At 71.9% G+C, this 15398-nt stretch carries 12 protein-coding genes; all 12 read left to right on the top strand.

Features of this window, described 5'->3' with window-relative positions; all coding sequences use genetic code 11:
• Positions 1-188: 188 nt before the first annotated feature.
• The 12 genes from mraZ (at position 189) to Pph01_RS01945 (ending at position 15212) form a co-directional block, all read left to right on the top strand.
• Entirely contained in the window at positions 189-620 is a 432-nt protein-coding gene (gene mraZ, locus Pph01_RS01890; protein ID WP_203880566.1) for a division/cell wall cluster transcriptional repressor MraZ, read from the top strand.
• A gap of 275 nt (positions 621-895) precedes the next feature.
• Positions 896-1819, top strand: a complete 924-nt coding sequence (rsmH, locus tag Pph01_RS01895) for a 16S rRNA (cytosine(1402)-N(4))-methyltransferase RsmH (RefSeq protein ID WP_204071110.1) — start codon at positions 896-898, stop codon at positions 1817-1819.
• On the top strand, positions 1816-2526 hold the full coding sequence (ftsL, locus tag Pph01_RS01900; protein ID WP_204071111.1) for a cell division protein FtsL: 711 nt from the start codon (positions 1816-1818) through the stop codon (positions 2524-2526). Before rsmH ends, ftsL begins: the two co-directional genes overlap by 4 nt.
• A gap of 1013 nt (positions 2527-3539) precedes the next feature.
• Positions 3540-5219, top strand: coding sequence for a peptidoglycan D,D-transpeptidase FtsI family protein (locus Pph01_RS43865; RefSeq protein ID WP_204071296.1), 1680 nt, complete (start codon positions 3540-3542; stop codon positions 5217-5219).
• Positions 5220-5259: 40 nt separating this feature from the next.
• Positions 5260-6816: a UDP-N-acetylmuramoyl-L-alanyl-D-glutamate--2,6-diaminopimelate ligase gene (locus Pph01_RS01910; RefSeq protein WP_204071297.1), complete on the top strand. Its 1557-nt coding sequence runs from the start codon at positions 5260-5262 to the stop codon at positions 6814-6816.
• 125 nt (positions 6817-6941) lie between these two features.
• Positions 6942-8309: a UDP-N-acetylmuramoyl-tripeptide--D-alanyl-D-alanine ligase gene (locus tag Pph01_RS01915; RefSeq protein ID WP_204071112.1), complete on the top strand. Its 1368-nt coding sequence runs from the start codon at positions 6942-6944 to the stop codon at positions 8307-8309.
• Positions 8306-9379, top strand: coding sequence for a phospho-N-acetylmuramoyl-pentapeptide-transferase (mraY, locus tag Pph01_RS01920; RefSeq protein ID WP_203880562.1), 1074 nt, complete (start codon positions 8306-8308; stop codon positions 9377-9379). Before Pph01_RS01915 ends, mraY begins: the two co-directional genes overlap by 4 nt.
• On the top strand, positions 9361-10752 hold the full coding sequence (gene murD / locus Pph01_RS01925; protein ID WP_204071113.1) for a UDP-N-acetylmuramoyl-L-alanine--D-glutamate ligase: 1392 nt from the start codon (positions 9361-9363) through the stop codon (positions 10750-10752). The genes mraY and murD overlap by 19 nt, the downstream gene beginning before the upstream one ends.
• Positions 10749-11996, top strand: a complete 1248-nt coding sequence (gene ftsW / locus Pph01_RS01930) for a putative lipid II flippase FtsW (RefSeq protein ID WP_204071114.1) — start codon at positions 10749-10751, stop codon at positions 11994-11996. Before murD ends, ftsW begins: the two co-directional genes overlap by 4 nt.
• A gap of 18 nt (positions 11997-12014) precedes the next feature.
• On the top strand, positions 12015-13094 hold the full coding sequence (gene murG, locus Pph01_RS01935) for an undecaprenyldiphospho-muramoylpentapeptide beta-N-acetylglucosaminyltransferase (protein ID WP_204071115.1): 1080 nt from the start codon (positions 12015-12017) through the stop codon (positions 13092-13094).
• A gap of 49 nt (positions 13095-13143) precedes the next feature.
• On the top strand, positions 13144-14541 hold the full coding sequence (gene murC, locus Pph01_RS01940) for a UDP-N-acetylmuramate--L-alanine ligase (protein ID WP_204071116.1): 1398 nt from the start codon (positions 13144-13146) through the stop codon (positions 14539-14541).
• Entirely contained in the window at positions 14538-15212 is a 675-nt protein-coding gene (locus Pph01_RS01945) for a cell division protein FtsQ/DivIB (protein ID WP_239116352.1), read from the top strand. Before murC ends, Pph01_RS01945 begins: the two co-directional genes overlap by 4 nt.
• Positions 15213-15398: the final 186 nt, after the last annotated feature.

The following is a 15398-nucleotide window of genomic DNA, read 5'->3' on the forward strand; positions in this document are numbered from 1 at the left end:
ACGGGGTGCGGGGCGTCCAGGGTGCCCCACTTCGCACCACCCTTTCTGAACTGCGGAAACGCGGCGTGAATCCCATGCCGACACGGTCTGAATCTGTTGACGGTGGGGAGAAGTGGAGTATGGTGGTGCGCAGTGGAGGGCAGGGGCTACAGCGCTGAGCGCTCCGCAAGGCACGGGAGGTGGGTCCGGTGTTCCTCGGCACCCATCAACCGCGCCTCGACGACAAAGGACGGCTGTTCCTGCCGGCGAAGTATCGTGAGGAGCTGGCGGAGGGTCTTGTGATCACCAAAGGCCAGGAGCGCTGCCTCTACGTCTTCCCCGTAGAGGAGTTCCAGCGCATCACCGAGGCCCTGCGCACCGCGCCGGTGACCGCCAAGGCGGTCCGCGACTACAGCCGCGTCTTCTTCGCCAGTGCCTCCGACGAGACTCCTGACAAGCAGGGGCGCATCACCATCCCGCCGAGCCTGCGGCAGTACGCGGGCCTGGAACGCGACTGCGTGGTGATCGGAGCCAACACCAGGCTGGAGATCTGGGACGCCCAGGCATGGGACACCTACCTGGCCGCCCAGGAGCAGGCCTTCTCCGATCTGTCCGAGGAGGTGTTGCCAGGGATCCTGTGACTTCTGCGTAAGACCCGTCGGTGACGTTCGGCGAGGTCTCCACCCGCTCCCCGCGGCATCTGATGCACCTTCCCCGGTGTCAGGCGCCTCGGCAGGCGATGCGGATGGGGACCTGGCCGGACGGGTCGGTCCCGCGAGGGGGGACCGGCATTGGGTGGGGACCCTGAGGGTGGTACACCGGCGGCAGCCGCATATCCGCGAGCATCGAAGCGGCCAAGTTGGGGGTGGAAGTGTTGTCGGCAGAACTCGGGCACTCGGGTGGTCACGTTCCGGTCATGCTCGATCGCGTGCTGGAGTTGCTGGCTCCGGCGCTCACCGGGCCCGACCCGGTCGTCGTCGACGCCAACCTCGGCCTCGGCGGCCACGCCGAGGCGCTGCTCGCCGCGCATCCCGCCCTCCACCTCATCGGCATCGACCGCGACCCGACCGCCATCGAGCGGTCCACCGAGCGGCTCGCGCCGTACGCCGGGCGCGTGACCATCGTGCGCGCCGTCTCGGACGAGCTGACGGCCGTGCTGGCGCACGCCGGGCGGCCCCGGGTCCAGGGCGCGCTCTTCGACCTCGGCGTCTCCTCTCCCCAGCTCGACGAGGCGGAGCGTGGCTTCGCCTACTCCTACGACGCGCCGCTGGACATGCGGATGGACCCCGAGCAGGAGCTGACCGCCGAGCACGTCGTCAACACCTACTCCGTGGCCGAGCTCACCCGCATCCTGCGCGACTACGGCGAGGAGCGGTTCGCGTCGCGCGTCGCGAGCTTCATCGCCAAGGAGCGTGCCGGCAACCCGATCGACACCACCAAACGACTTGCCGATCTCGTCCGCACGGCGATCCCCGCCGCGACGAGACGGACCGGGGGCAATCCCGCCAAGAGAACGTTCCAGGCACTGCGCATCGAGGTGAACGGAGAGCTGACGGCGCTGGAGGAGGCCCTTCCCGCCGCGCTCGACGCCCTGACGCTGGGCGGGCGGGCCGTGGTGCTCGCCTATCACTCTTTGGAGGACCGGCTCACCAAGCAGGTCTTCGCGGCGCGAACCAAGGAGACCGGCCCTCCGGGGCTGCCGGTCCCGCTGGAGGCACACCAGCCACGGTTCCGCCTTCTGACGAGGGGAGCCGAGCTCCCGGACGACGACGAGGTGGCCCGCAACCCGCGGGCGGCCTCGGCCCGTTTGCGGGCGGCAGAGAGGATCCGCCAGGGATGAGCACGACTGAGCAGGAGAGCAGGACGGCGGCACGGCGGGTTCCCGCCCCGCCGAGGCGGACCGGCCGGCCGGTCGGCGGCGGCGTGCCGGCCGCCGAGGCCCCCGGGCGGCGCACGCCGACCGAGGCGCCCGGACGGCCGCGCACGCAGGCCGAGGCTCCGGCCCCGGCGAGCGCGCGGCGCGGCCAGGTCACGGCGCCGGCGCCGGAGAGCCCGCGGCGCGGTAAGCCCACGCGCCCCGCTCCGGCACGCGTGCCTGACGCAGCCCCCGCGTCCGGTGCCAGGACTCTCACCCCCGATGCGCCCGTGCGGGTCACTCCGTCCGGCACGCAGACGCCGGAGGCCCAGACGGCCGTGCGCGTACGGCCGGCACGCTCCGCGTTCCGGCGCCCGCCGAAGGCGCCGTTCGTGTTGCTCGTCGTCGGCCTGATGTGCGGCGGCCTGGTGACCCTGCTGCTGCTGAACGTCGTGCTCTCCCAGGACTCGTTCAAGCTGACCGATCTGCGGTCCAGCACGGACCAGCTCCACGAGCAGGCCGCGACCCTGGAGGGCGAGCTGCGCGTCTGGGACCAGCCGGGCGCGATCGAGGAGGCCGCCAAGCCGCTCGGCGTCGAGAAGGACACCTCGGCTCCGCGATTCGTCAAGACGGGTCCGTCCGTCGGGGCGGCCGACGCCGCCGCGCCACGTGAAGAGGGCATGGTCAAGTGAAGGACGGCGGCCGGAGCCCGGGCCCCGGCCGCGGCGGTCCAAACGGGCGCGGTGGCCCCGGTCCGGGCGGTGCGGGTCCGGGAGGACGCGGCGGCCAGGGGCCAGGCGGCGGCAGGAAGTCGCCGGGCTCCCCGGCGCGGCCCTCTGACGGGCCGTCCGGCCGTCCCCGTCCCGACCTTCCCGGACGCCCGGGCCGCTCGCCGCGGCCAGGCCCATCGGACGAGCCCGCGGAGGAACGCGGGCCACGGAGGGGCGGCAGGCCCCTCGGAGGCGACGACCAGGTCCCGTCGCCGCGGCCGGGCCGGCCCTCGTCCGGGCAGCCCGCCAAGCCGTCCAAGCCGGCCGGCTCGGGCAAGGGCACGACCGGAGCCGACACCGCCGCGAACGGCAGGTCCACCAACGGCCGGTCGGCGGGGAAGCCCGCCGCCGGCAGGTCTGCGGGAAACGGCAAGGCGACCACCGGCAAATCGGGGAACGGCACGTCGGCCAACGGCCGGTCCACAGGCAACGGCAAGTCGACCGGTACCGGGCGTCCCCCGGGGAACGGCAAGGCGAGCACCGGCAAATCGGGGAACGGCACGCCGGCCAACGGCAAGCCCGCCTCGCCCGGGCAGTCAGGCGATGCCGGGCAGCAGGGGCGGTCCGCCCGGTCGACCCAGGCAGGGGGCTCCGGGCAGCAGGGTCAGCCGGGCGGCTCGGATCAGCCGCGTGCCGGCCGGCAGGGAGCGCAGCAGGGGCAGGCGGGCCGCGCGGGCCAGGCGCCCACGCGCGGCGCGCAGGCCGGCCGTCCCGGCCAGGCGCCCCGGCCCGGTCAGACCGGGCCCGGCCGTACCGGTCAGAGCACCCAGCCGGGTAGGGCGGCTTTCGCCGGACCGGCCACCTCGCTCCACGCCCAGGGGCCGGGTGACGGCCGTCCTCCGCGCCCGCCACGCCCTCCGGCGCCGCCGCCACGCCCGCCGGCCGTCCTGCGGCTGGGCAACCCCCGCCGCAGGCTGAACGCCGCGCTCGTCGTCATGGCGTTCGTGTTGTCGCTGTTCGCCGGCCGGCTCATCCAGCTCCAGGGGCTGGACTCGAAGGTCCTGCAGGCCAAGGCGGCGCAGCAGCGCGTCCAGCCGGAGACGTTGCCGGCGCGGCGCGGTTCGATCACGGACGTCTCCGGCAAGGCGCTTGCTGTCACGGACGACGCCCGGGAGATCTACGTCGACCCGGCGGACGTCACGCCTTCGGCCCGCGACGAGATCGCGACCACGCTGGCCCTGGAGCTCAACCTCAAGAAAGAGGACATAGCGGCCAAGCTGGCCAAGACCACGCAGCGGTACATCGTGGTCGCGCGCGGCGTCGAACCGGCACGCGCCACCAAGATCATGAGCTACCAGTTCAAGGGTGTGGGCGCCAAGGACACCTACCGCCGCAGTTACCCGGGGGACACCCTGGCGGGCGGTCTGATCGGGTTCGTCGGGTTCGACGGGCACGGCCTGTCCGGGATCGAGCAGACCTACGACAAGGTCCTCGCCGGGCAGGACGGCAAGCAGAGCGTCGAGATCGGCGGCGACGGCCAGCGCATCCCGATGACGCGGACCAGCCGCCAGGCGCCCGTGCCGGGCAGGAACGTCCGGCTGACGATCGACAGGGACATCCAGTACGCCGCGCAGGAGGCGATCGCCAGGCAGGTCAGCGCCAGCAAGGCGCGCAGCGGCAGCGTCATCGTCATGGACATCAAGACCGGGCAGATCGTGGCGATGGCCAACGCGCCCGAGGTCGACCTGAACGACTGGCAGTCCGTGCCCGAGGCCGACTGGGGCAACCGGGCCGTGTCCGAGGTGTTCGAGCCCGGCAGCACCAACAAGGTGATCACGGCGGCGGGCGCCATCGAGTCGGGCGCGGTCACCCCCGAGACCGTCTTCCGCGTTCCCGACCACATCACCTGCGCGGACCGGGAGATCAGCGACGCGCACGCGCACGCGCCCGAGCCGTTGACGTTCACCGGCATCATCGCCGAGTCCAGCAACGTCGGCACGATCATGGCCGCGCGTCAGATCACCGACCAGCGGCTCTACAACATGTTCCGCGCCTTCGGGTTCGGCGCCAAGACCGGCGCGGGGGTCCCGGGGGAGGAGGAGGGCCTCCTGCCCAACTACCAGAACTGGTCGGGAAGCCAGCGCTGCACCATCGCGTACGGCCAGGGCATCTCGGTCACCGCCCTCCAGATGGCGAGCGTCTACCAGACGATCGCGAACGGCGGAGTCCGGATCACCCCGTCGATCGTCGCCGGGACCACCGACGAGCGCGGGCGCTTCGTGCCCGCGCCCACGCCGGCGCGGACGAGGGTCGTCAGCCAGACCACGGCGGAGGGGATCGCGGGCATGCTGGAGGCCGCCGTCGGCCACGACGGCACCGGCACGGAGGCGTCGATCGACGGCTACCGGGTCGCCGGCAAGACCGGCACCGCCATGCGGTATGACGAGAAGTGCAAGGGATACTGCGGCTACACTGCGACTTTCGTCGGGTTCACACCGGCTGATGCCCCCCGGCTCGTGGCGCTCGCCGTCATCCAGGATCCCAAGAACGGTCATTACGGCGGTGAGGTGGCCGCCCCCGTATTCAAGGACGTCATGACCTTCGCGTTGAAGAGCAGGAAGATACCCCCTACCGGGACGAAGGCGCCGCATGTCGTCCTTCGCGCCGGTGGGTGACGAGGGACGGTACGCTCTCGCCGTGCGTCCCCCGTCCTCTATGCGCCCTGTGGCCGCTCCGGCCCGCCCGCTCTCCGGGCTGGCCACTCTGCTCGGCGCGTCCTCTCCCGGAACAAGGCCGGCTCGCGGAGCCGTCACCGGCCTGACCATCGACTCGCGCCGCGTCCAGCGCGGCGACCTGTACGTGGCGCTGCCCGGCAAGACCGCGCACGGCGCCGCCTTCGCCGCCGACGCCCTCGCGGCGGGAGCCGTGGCCGTCCTCACCGACGAGGCCGGGCGCGAGAGCGCCGCCGCCACGGGCCTGCCCGTCCTGGTCGTGCCCGACCCCCGGGCGCTGCTCGGGCAGGTCGCCGCATGGGTGTACGGCCGGCCGGCCGCCGGCATGACGATCATCGGAGTCACCGGGACGAGCGGCAAGTCGACCTCGACGTTCCTGCTCGAAGCCGGACTGCGCGCGGCGGGCCACCGCACCGGGCTCGTCGGAGGTGTGGAGATCCGCGCGGGAGACGTGTGCTTCGTCCCGCAGCTGACCACTCCGGAGGCGAGCGATCTGCAGGGCCTGTTCGCGCTGATGCGGGAGCAGGAGGTGACCGCCGCCGCGATGGAGGTCTCCAGCCATGCCCTCGCGCTCGGCAGGGTCGACGGCGTCTTCTACGATGTCGCGATATTCACGAACCTGTCGCAGGACCATCTCGACTTCCACCGCGACCTCGACGACTACTTCGCGACCAAGGCCCGGCTGTTCACGCCCGAGTTCGCCCGGATCGGCGTGGTCAACATCGACGACGCCCACGGCCGCGAACTGGTCGGCACGGCCGGGATCCCGATGATCACCTTCTCCGCCTGCGGCGCGCCGGAGGCCGAGTGGCGGGCGGAGAACGTGCGCCTGGGCTCCGACGGGAGCACCTTCCGCGTCGTCGGCCCCGGCGGGATCGAGGCCGACGCGTCGGTGTCCCTGCCCGGGCCCTTCAACGTGGCCAACACCCTCGGCGTGCTCGTGGGGCTCGTGGAGGCGGGCATCCCCCTGCAGACCGCGGTGGCGGGTGTAAGCGCGTTCACCGGAGTCCCGGGCCGGATGGAGCGGGTGCCGGGAACGGACGGCTACCAGGTGATCGTGGACTACGCCCACAAGCCGGGCGCGGTCGAATCGGTCCTGACCTCGCTGCGTTCGGTCCTGGACGACGGTCCCGGCGGCCGGCTGACGATCGTCCTCGGCTGCGGCGGCGACCGCGACAAGGGTAAACGGCCGATGATGGGCGAGGCGGCGGCGCGGCTGGCCGACGTCGCGATCCTCACCAGCGACAACCCCCGGACCGAGGATCCGCTCGAGATCCTCGCGGCGATGCTCGACGGCGTGCGCGAACTCCCGCAGGCGGAACGCGGCCACGTGATCGTGGAGCCGGACCGCGCGGCCGCGATCGACCTCGCGATCTCCCGCGCGCAGCCCGGGGACGTGGTCGTCGTCGCCGGCAAGGGACACGAGCAGGGGCAGTACATCGGAGACCAGGTCATCCCGTTCGACGACCGCGAGGTCGCGGCGCAGGCCGTGCTGAGGAAGCAGGGCGGTCAGCCCGGCGGAGGAGCGGTCCGTGAGTGATCGCGGGCACGGCGGGAGACCCGGCCGCACCGGGACGGCCTTCCGGCACCTGGTCTCACGATCTCGGGCCGACTTCTAAGATTGCTGAACTCGACTGATCACGCGAAAGAGAGCAGGAAAGACGCATGATCCCGTTGCCACTGGCCAGGATCGCCGAGATCACCTCGGGCGCCCTGACCGGCATGGCCGACCCCCGGGCCGTGGTGCTCGGTCCCGTCGTGATCGACTCTCGCGCCGTAGAGCCGGGGTCGTTGTTCGTGGCGATCAAGGGTGAGCGTGTGGACGGGCACGACTTCGCCCGGCAGGCACACGAGGCGGGGGCGGCGGCCGTCCTGGCCTCCCGGCCCGCCGAGGCGCCCGCCGTGATCGTGGGCGACGTGCTGACTGCGCTGGCCGACCTGGCCAGGGCCGTGATCTCCGACATGCCCGAAGTGACCGTGACCGGCGTGACCGGGTCGGCGGGGAAGACGACGACGAAGGACCTGATGGCCCGGCTCGCCGCGCGCGTCGGCGTCACCGTCGCCCCCGTCGGCTCCTACAACAACGAGATCGGCCACCCGCTGACCGTGCTGAAGGCGGACCGGAGCACTCGATTCCTGGTGCTCGAGCTCAGCGCGAGGAACGTCGGCCACATCGCCCACCTGGCGAGCGTCGCCCCGCCCCGCATCGGGGTGGTGCTCAACGTCGGCACCGCCCACCTGGGCGTGTTCGGCGGCAAGGACGCGATCGCGCAGGCGAAGGGCGAGCTCGTCGAGGCCCTGCCCGCGGACGGCGTCGCCGTGCTCAACGCCGACGACCCCCTGGTCCGCGCGATGGCCGGCCGTACCGACGCCAGGGTCACCTACTTCGGGCGCTCGCCGGACGCGCACGTCCGGGCGGAGGACGAGGTGATCGACGAGCGTGGCCGCGCGTCGTTCACGCTGCGGACGCCGACCGGCGCGGCCCCGGTGCGCCTGCGCCTGTACGGCGCGCACGCGGTGGAGAACGCGCTGGCCGCCGCGGCGGCGGCCTACGAACTCGGGCTTCCCGTGGCCACGATCGCGGAGGAGCTCTCGCTGGCCGAGCCGCGAAGCCGATGGCGCATGGAGGTCACCGACCGGGCGGACGGCGTCACCGTGATCAACGACGCGTACAACGCCAACCCCGACTCGATGCGGGCGGCCTTCGCGAGCCTCGCGACGATCGCGGGGGAGCGGCGGCGGTTCGCCGTGATCGCGTCCCTGCGCGAGCTCGGCGAGGACAGCGCCGCGTTGAACGAGGAGCTCGGACGGCTCGCCGCGGGCTCCGGGCTGGAGACTCTGATCGTCGTGGGGGAGGACGCCGGGCCGGTGCTCGCGGGCGCCCCCGGCGCGTTGCACGTCCCCGACGTGCAGACCGCCACGGCGGAACTGACCGCACGGCTGGCGCCCGGCGATGTGGTGCTGGTGAAAGGGCCGCGCGCGGCCGGGCTCGAACGGGTCGCCGAGGCGATCCTCGGAGGTGACGCCCGATGAGGAACATCCTCATCGCGGCTGCGATTTCGCTGCTGCTGTCGATGGCCGGAACCCCCCTGGCCATCCGGCTGTTCGCCAGACGGGGGTATGGGCAGAACATCCGCGAGGAGGGTCCCTCCGGGCACTACGACAAGCGGGGCACGCCCACCATGGGCGGCACCGTCATCGTCATCGCGTCGCTGATCGGCTATTTCACGGCCCATCTGTCGACGGCGTTGTCCGGCCGCGTCGAGCCGCCCACGGCCTCGGCGCTGCTGGTGCTGTTCCTGATGACCGGGCTCGGCCTGGTCGGCTTCCTCGACGACTTCATCAAGATCTACAAACAGCGCAGCCTCGGTCTGCGAAGCGGCGCCAAGGCGGCCGGCCAGCTCATCGTCGGCGCGATCTTCGCGGTGCTCGTCGTCCGGTTCCCCAACGGGTACGACATCACCCCGGCCGAGACGAAGCTGTCGTTCCTGCGTGACTTCGGCCCGTCCATCGGCCTGCTGGGCTTCACGATCTGGGTGCTGTTCTTCATCGTGGGCTTCTCCAACGCGGTGAACCTCACCGACGGCCTCGACGGCCTGGCCTCCGGCGCGACCTGTCTCGTCCTCGCGGCGTACGTGCTGATCGGCAACTGGCAGCTGCGCAACAGCTGCACGCTGTTGCTCGGCCCCAACTGCTACTCGGTGCGGGATCCGCTCGACCTGGCCGTTGTCGCGGCGGCGGTCCTCGGTGCCTGCTTCGGCTTCCTGTGGTGGAACGCCCCCCCGGCCAAGATCTTCATGGGTGACACCGGCTCCCTGGCGCTGGGCGGCGTGATCGCCGGCCTCGCCTTCACCACCCGCACGCAGTTACTGCTCGTCATCCTGGGCGGCCTGTTCGCGATCATCACCATGTCGGTGATCATCCAGGTGGGCTTCTTCAAGATGACCAGGAGACGTGTCTTCAGGATGGCTCCGCTCCAGCACCACTTCGAGTTGTCGGGCTGGGCGGAGACGACGATCGTGGTCCGTTTCTGGCTGATCGCCGCACTCTGCGTCGCCGCCGGGCTCGGCCTGTTCTACCTCGAATGGATGCCCAAACAGTGAGTGTCGTCGTCGCCGGGCTGGGGGTGTCCGGCACGGCCGCCGCCCGCGGCCTCGCCGGAAGCGGTGAGCGGGTCATCGTCCTGGAGTCGATCGACGGCGAGCGGCAGCGGGCCGCGGCCGCCGAGCTGGCTGCCTCCGGGATCGAGGTGCGCTTCGGCGAGCCCGTCCTGCCCGAGGGGACGTCGCTGGTCATCACCTCGCCGGGATGGCGTCCCGACCATCCGCTGCTGGTCGCCGCGGCCGAGGCCGGGATCGCCGTCATCGGCGAGGTCGAGCTCGCCTGGCACCTGCGCGCGTCGGACGGCTCCGCCGCCCCCTGGCTCACGCTCACCGGCACCAACGGCAAGACGACCGCGGTCCGGATGCTCACCTCGATCCTCTCCGAGGCCGGTCACCGGGCCCTCGCGGCCGGCAACGTCGGCCTGCCGATCGTGGACGCGGTCCGCGGGCCGTACGACGTGCTCGCCGTCGAGCTGTCCAGCTTCCAGCTGCACTGGTCGTCCAGCCTCGAGCCGATGGCCGCGGCCGTCCTCAACGTGGCGCCCGACCACATCGACTGGCACGGCTCGCTGGAGGAGTACGCCGCGGCCAAGGCCCGGATCTTCGAGAACGCCGGGATCGTGATCTACAACGCCGACGACGAGTGGTCGGCCCGGCTGGCCGAGCCGTACGAGCAGGGTCCGCGCCGGGTGAGTTTCACGCTGGGCGTGCCGAGGCCGGGACAGCTCGGCGTCGTCGAGGACCTCCTGGTCGACCGGGCGTTCGTGGCCGACCCCGTCAACGAGGGGGAGGAGCTCGCCTCCCTCGCCGACGTCCGCCCGTTCGCGCCGCACAACGTGGCCAACGCGCTCGCCGCGGCCGCGCTGGCCCGTGCGTACGGCGTGCCCGCCGAGGCGGTGCGGCGCGGCCTGGCCGCCTTCGTCCCCGATCCCCATCGGATCGCGCACGTGGCGAGGGTCGGCGACGTCGACTACGTGGACGACTCCAAGGCCACCAACCCGCACGCCGCGGCCGCGTCCCTTGCGGCCTACCCGTCGATCGTCTGGATCGCGGGCGGCCAGCTCAAGGGCGCGGACGTCGACGACCTCGTACGGCGGGCCGCCCCGCGCCTGAAGGGCGCGGTCCTCCTGGGCGCCGACAGGGAGCGAATCCGCGAGGCATTGGCGCGACACGCCGTGGATGTCCCAGTGGTGGAGGTGCCCGGGCAAGACACTGGGGTCATGGACCGTGTCGTCACCGAAGCCGCCCGGCTGGCCTCCCCCGGAGACACCGTGCTGCTCGCCCCCGCCGGGGCGTCGCTGGACATGTTCGCGAGCTACGGAGCGCGTGGGGAGGCCTTCGCGCGAGCCGTTCGCCGTCTGGCGGAAGGGTGACGGCGCAGCAGGCGGAGGAGGCTCCCGGCTGGTCCCGCACACATCTCGCGGGGATCAGGGAGCTGCTGAGCCGCCCGCTGACGTCCTACTACCTGGTGCTCGGCTGCAGCGCCCTGCTGCTGGCCCTGGGCCTGATGATGGTCTTGTCCGCGTCGAGCATCGAGGCGCTGCAGAAGACCGGCAACCCGTTCTACTGGTTCATCAAGCAGTCGATGTCGGTCGCGATCGGCATCCCGCTGATGTGGATCTGCTCCCGGATGCCGCAGCGGTTCTTCCGGCTGGCCGGATATCCGCTCATGGGCATCTCGATCATCGGCCTGCTGATGGTGATCTTCATCGGCGAGGAGCTGCTCGGCGCCCAGCGCTGGATCGCGATCGGGCCCTTCTCGATCCAGCCCTCCGAGCCGGCCAAGCTCGGCCTCGCGCTGTGGGGGGCCGACCTGCTCGCGCGCAAGGCGCGCGCCGGCCGGATCGAGTGGCGGCACCTGCTGATCCCGCTGATGCCCGGCACGGCGATCATCGCGATCCTGGTCATGCTGGGCCGCGACCTCGGCACCACCATCGTGCTCATGCTGATCTTCCTGGCCCTGCTGTGGGTGGTCGGCGCGCCGGTGCGGCTGTTCGGCGGCGTGCTGGCGCTGCTCGTGCTCGCCACCGTCATCATGATCATGGTGGAGCCGTACCGGATGGAGCGCCTGACGGGCTTCCTGGACGTGTGGGAGCACGCACAGGGCTCGGGTTTCCAGGCGGCGCAGGGGCAGATCGCGATGGGGTCGGGAGGCTGGTTCGGGCTCGGCCTCGGCAGCAGCCGGCAGAAGTGGGACTGGGTGCCTCACGCGGAAAGCGACTTCATCTTCTCGATTCTGGGCGAGGAGCTCGGCCTCATGGGCACGCTCGTCGTCGTCGCGCTCTTCGGTCTGCTCGGGTACGCCGGACTGCGGATCGCCTCGCGGACGACCGACCCGTTCATCCGGCTGTCGGCCGCGGCCTCGGTGGCGTGGATCGCAGGTCAGGCGATCGTGAACATCGGAGCGGTCATCGGGGTCTTCCCGATCACGGGTATCCCCCTACCACTGGTGTCGTACGGAGGATCGGCCCTGTTGCCGACGCTGGCGGCACTCGGCATGTTGTTGTCGTTCGCCAAACGGGAGCCCGGCGCCGCCGAGGCCCTGGCCGTCCGTGGACCCGGACCCTTCGCCAGGGCTCTAAGCTGGCTTGGCCTGGGTGGCCGCCCGAGGCGTTGACTGGGAACGAGGAGTGACATGAGGGTGGTCCTCGCCGGCGGCGGAACGGCCGGCCATATCGAGCCGGCACTCGCCCTGGCCGACGCGCTTCGCCAGCAGGACCCGGCGATCGGGATCACCTGCCTCGGCACGGAAAGGGGCCTGGAGACGAGGCTCGTCCCCGCCCGCGGCTACGAGCTCGAACTCGTGCCGGCCGTACCCCTGCCCAGGTCACTCACACCGAAGCTGCTCGCCGTCCCCGGCCGCCTGGCGGGCGCGATCAACACCGCCGCCGGGATCCTCGACCGGGTCAGGGCGGACGTGCTCGTCGGATTCGGCGGTTATGTCGCGACGCCGGCGTATCTGGCCGCGCGCCGCCGGGGCATCCCGATCGTGGTGCACGAGGCCAACCCGCGCCCCGGCCTGGCCAACCGGCTGGGCGCCAGAATGACCGACAACGTCTTCACCGGCCACCCGGACGCGTCGCTGCCCAGTGCGGAGTACATCGGCATCCCGCTCCGGCGCGACATCTCGGCGATGGACCGGCTGTCCCTGGGGGACAAGGCGAGGTCCTACTTCGGGCTCGAGTCCGACCGTCCGACGCTGCTGGTGTTCGGCGGCTCCCAGGGCGCGCGCTCGCTCAACCAGGCGGCCCTGGAGTCAGCGCCGTACCTGCGCCGGGCCGGCATCCAGGTGCTGCACGTGATCGGCCCGAAGAACACCGTCGAGGTGGAACCGCCCCCGGGGGATCCGCAGTACGTGATCCTGCCCTACGTCGACCGGATGGACTACGCCTACGCTGCGGCCGACCTCGCGCTGTGCCGCAGCGGCGCCATGACCTGCGCGGAGCTCACCGCCGTCGGTCTGCCGGCGGCCTACATCCCGCTGCCGCACGGCAACGGCGAGCAGCGGCTGAACGCCGAGCCGATCGTCCGGGGCGGCGGCGGCATCATGATCGATGACGCGGAGCTGTCGGCCCGCTGGATCGTCGAGACCGTGCTTCCCATCCTGAACGACCCGGAGCGCGTCATGACCATGTCCGAGGCGGCGTCCCGGATGGGACGCAAGGACGCCGACGTGGCGCTCGCCCGCAAGGTGCTGGAGATCGCTTCCCGATGATCGTGTACATGAGTGAGACCCCGGCCGGCCGGGGAGAGGTGAGCGGGCGATGAGCCTCGTCAAGCTGGTCGAGCCCATCCCCGCGGCCGACCTCGGCCGCGTGCACTTCATCGGCATCGGCGGCGCCGGCATGTCGGGCATCGCCCGGATCCTGCTGAAGCGCGGGGTGCCGGTGTCGGGCAGCGACGCCCGCACCTCCGAGATGCTGAACGAGTTGCGCGAGCTCGGTGCCACCGTCCACGTCGGGCACGCGGCCTCCCACATCAGGGAGGTCGACACGGTCGTGGTGTCCACCGCGATCCGCGACTCCAACCCCGAACTGGGGGAGGCGCTGCGGCAGAACCTCCGGGTCATCCCGCGGGCCGCCGCCCTCGCCGCGGTCATGGCCGGCCGCAACGGCATCGCCGTCGCCGGCACGCACGGCAAGACCACCACGACCTCGATGCTGACGGTGGCGCTGCAGAAGTGCGGCGCCGACCCGTCGTACTGCGTGGGCGGCCAGTTGGTCACCACCGGTCTCGGCGCTGACGAGGGTGCGGGCGACGCCTTCGTGGCCGAGGCCGACGAGAGCGACGGGTCCTTCCTCATGCTCGCGCCGCGCATCGCGGTCGTGACGAACGTCGAGGCCGACCATCTCGACAACTACGGGGATCCGCAGGCGGTTTACGACAGCTTCGCCCGCTTCGTCGAGCGGGTCGGCTCGGTCCTGGTCCTGTGCGCCGACGACCCGGGCTCGGCGGACCTCGCGCCCATCGCGCGGGCGCGCGGCCTCAGGGTCGTCACGTACGGCGAGGCCGAGGGCGCCGACTACCGGACGGCCGACGTCGTGCCGCGCGGCCTGGGTCTGGATTTCACCGTCGCCGGGCACGGCAGAGTGCGGCTGGCCGTCCCGGGTCGGCACAACGCGCTGAACGCGACCGCGGTCGTCGCCGTGGCGCTGGAGCTCGGCCTGCCGTTCGATGAGATCCGGGAGGGCCTTGCGGCCTTCACCGGAGCCAAGCGGAGGTTCGAGGCCAAGGGCGAGGCCCGCGGCGTCACGGTGTTCGACAGCTACGCCCACCACCCGACGGAGCTGGCGGCCGATCTGCGCGCCGCGCGTGACGTGGTGCGGGGCGACGGCCGGGTGATCGCGGTGTTCCAGCCGCATCTCTACTCGCGCACCAGGTTCTTCGCGACCGAGTTCGGCGAGGCGCTGGGCCTGGCCGACGAGGCCGTCGTCCTGGACGTGTACGGCGCACGCGAGGATCCGGAGCCAGGAGTGTCCGGCGCCCTGGTCGCGGGCAAGGTGCCGCTGCCGTCCGAGCGGGTCGCCTACGAGCCGGATCGCGAGGCCGTGCCCGCTCTGGTGGCGGACCGGGCGCGTCCCGGCGACATAGTCCTGACGATGGGCGCGGGCGACGTGACCGAGCTCGGCCCCCGCATCGTCGCGGAGCTGGCCGCGCGGTGAGGCTCGCCACCCGGCGCACGGTCCTGGCCACCCTGCTCACCGGCGGGGTGGTGGGCGCGGCCACCTGGGTGGTGTTCTTCTCGCCCGTGCTCGGGGTGCGGTCGATCGAGGTCACCGGGGACGTCACCGTGCCCGCGGAACAGCTCAGGCAGGCCGCGGGCGTGAAGCTCGGCACACCGCTCGCCACCGTCGACCTCGGGCTGGTCGAGCAGCGCGTACGCGCGGTCCGCGAGGTGGAGTCGGCCAGGGTCGACCGGGCCTGGCCGGGCACGTTGCGGGTGGCCGTGGTCGAGCGCACGGCCGTCGCGGTCGCGATCCTCGGCCCGGGCAGGCAGGCGGTGCTCGACCGCTTCGGCGTGGTCCTCAAGGAGGTGGCCGTGGCTCCTCCCCGGCTGCCCGTGCTGAAGGTCCAGCGTCTCGCGATGGACGACCCCTCGACCCGTTCGGCCCTCACCGTGCTGAGCGTGCTTCCCGAGGACGTGCTGCGGCGGGTCAGCCAGGTGCGCGCGCCGTCGCCGAAGTCGGTCACGCTCAGGCTGATCGACGGCCGGACCGTCGTCTGGGGCGACGCCGGACGCGCCGCGGAGAAGGGACGCCTGCTGACGTCCCTGATGACGAAGCCCGCGAACAGCTACGACATCAGTTCGCCCGAAGTGGTGACCGTGAGGTGAGAAATCTCATCCGCGGTTCGACGGCCCCGTGGCCGAAAAGGACAGTGCGCGACACGCCGGACGGCTGTGCGGCGCGGTTAGTTGACCCTGGGGGAGGGGCAACCCTACTGTCCGTATCACTCTCAGGTTGACATAACTCTAAATCTCAACTTGAGGGTGAGAGTTAGAGAGAGCGCGGGCGCCGCC

The sequence above is a fragment of the Planotetraspora phitsanulokensis genome (genome assembly GCF_016863295.1).
GTDB classification, from domain to species: Bacteria; Actinomycetota; Actinomycetes; order Streptosporangiales; family Streptosporangiaceae; genus Planotetraspora; species Planotetraspora phitsanulokensis.

Coding starts and splice junctions, on each gene's coding strand:
- Pph01_RS01910 (WP_204071297.1), top strand. CDS start 5,260: ATGCGCCCTGTGGCCGCTCCGGCCCGCCCGCTCTCCGGGCTGGCCACT.
- murD (WP_204071113.1), top strand. CDS start 9,361: ATGGATGCCCAAACAGTGAGTGTCGTCGTCGCCGGGCTGGGGGTGTCC.
- ftsL (WP_204071111.1), top strand. CDS start 1,816: ATGAGCACGACTGAGCAGGAGAGCAGGACGGCGGCACGGCGGGTTCCC.
- rsmH (WP_204071110.1), top strand. CDS start 896: ATGCTCGATCGCGTGCTGGAGTTGCTGGCTCCGGCGCTCACCGGGCCC.
- murG (WP_204071115.1), top strand. CDS start 12,015: ATGAGGGTGGTCCTCGCCGGCGGCGGAACGGCCGGCCATATCGAGCCG.
- murC (WP_204071116.1), top strand. CDS start 13,144: ATGAGCCTCGTCAAGCTGGTCGAGCCCATCCCCGCGGCCGACCTCGGC.
- Pph01_RS01915 (WP_204071112.1), top strand. CDS start 6,942: ATGATCCCGTTGCCACTGGCCAGGATCGCCGAGATCACCTCGGGCGCC.
- Pph01_RS43865 (WP_204071296.1), top strand. CDS start 3,540: ATGGCGTTCGTGTTGTCGCTGTTCGCCGGCCGGCTCATCCAGCTCCAG.
- mraY (WP_203880562.1), top strand. CDS start 8,306: ATGAGGAACATCCTCATCGCGGCTGCGATTTCGCTGCTGCTGTCGATG.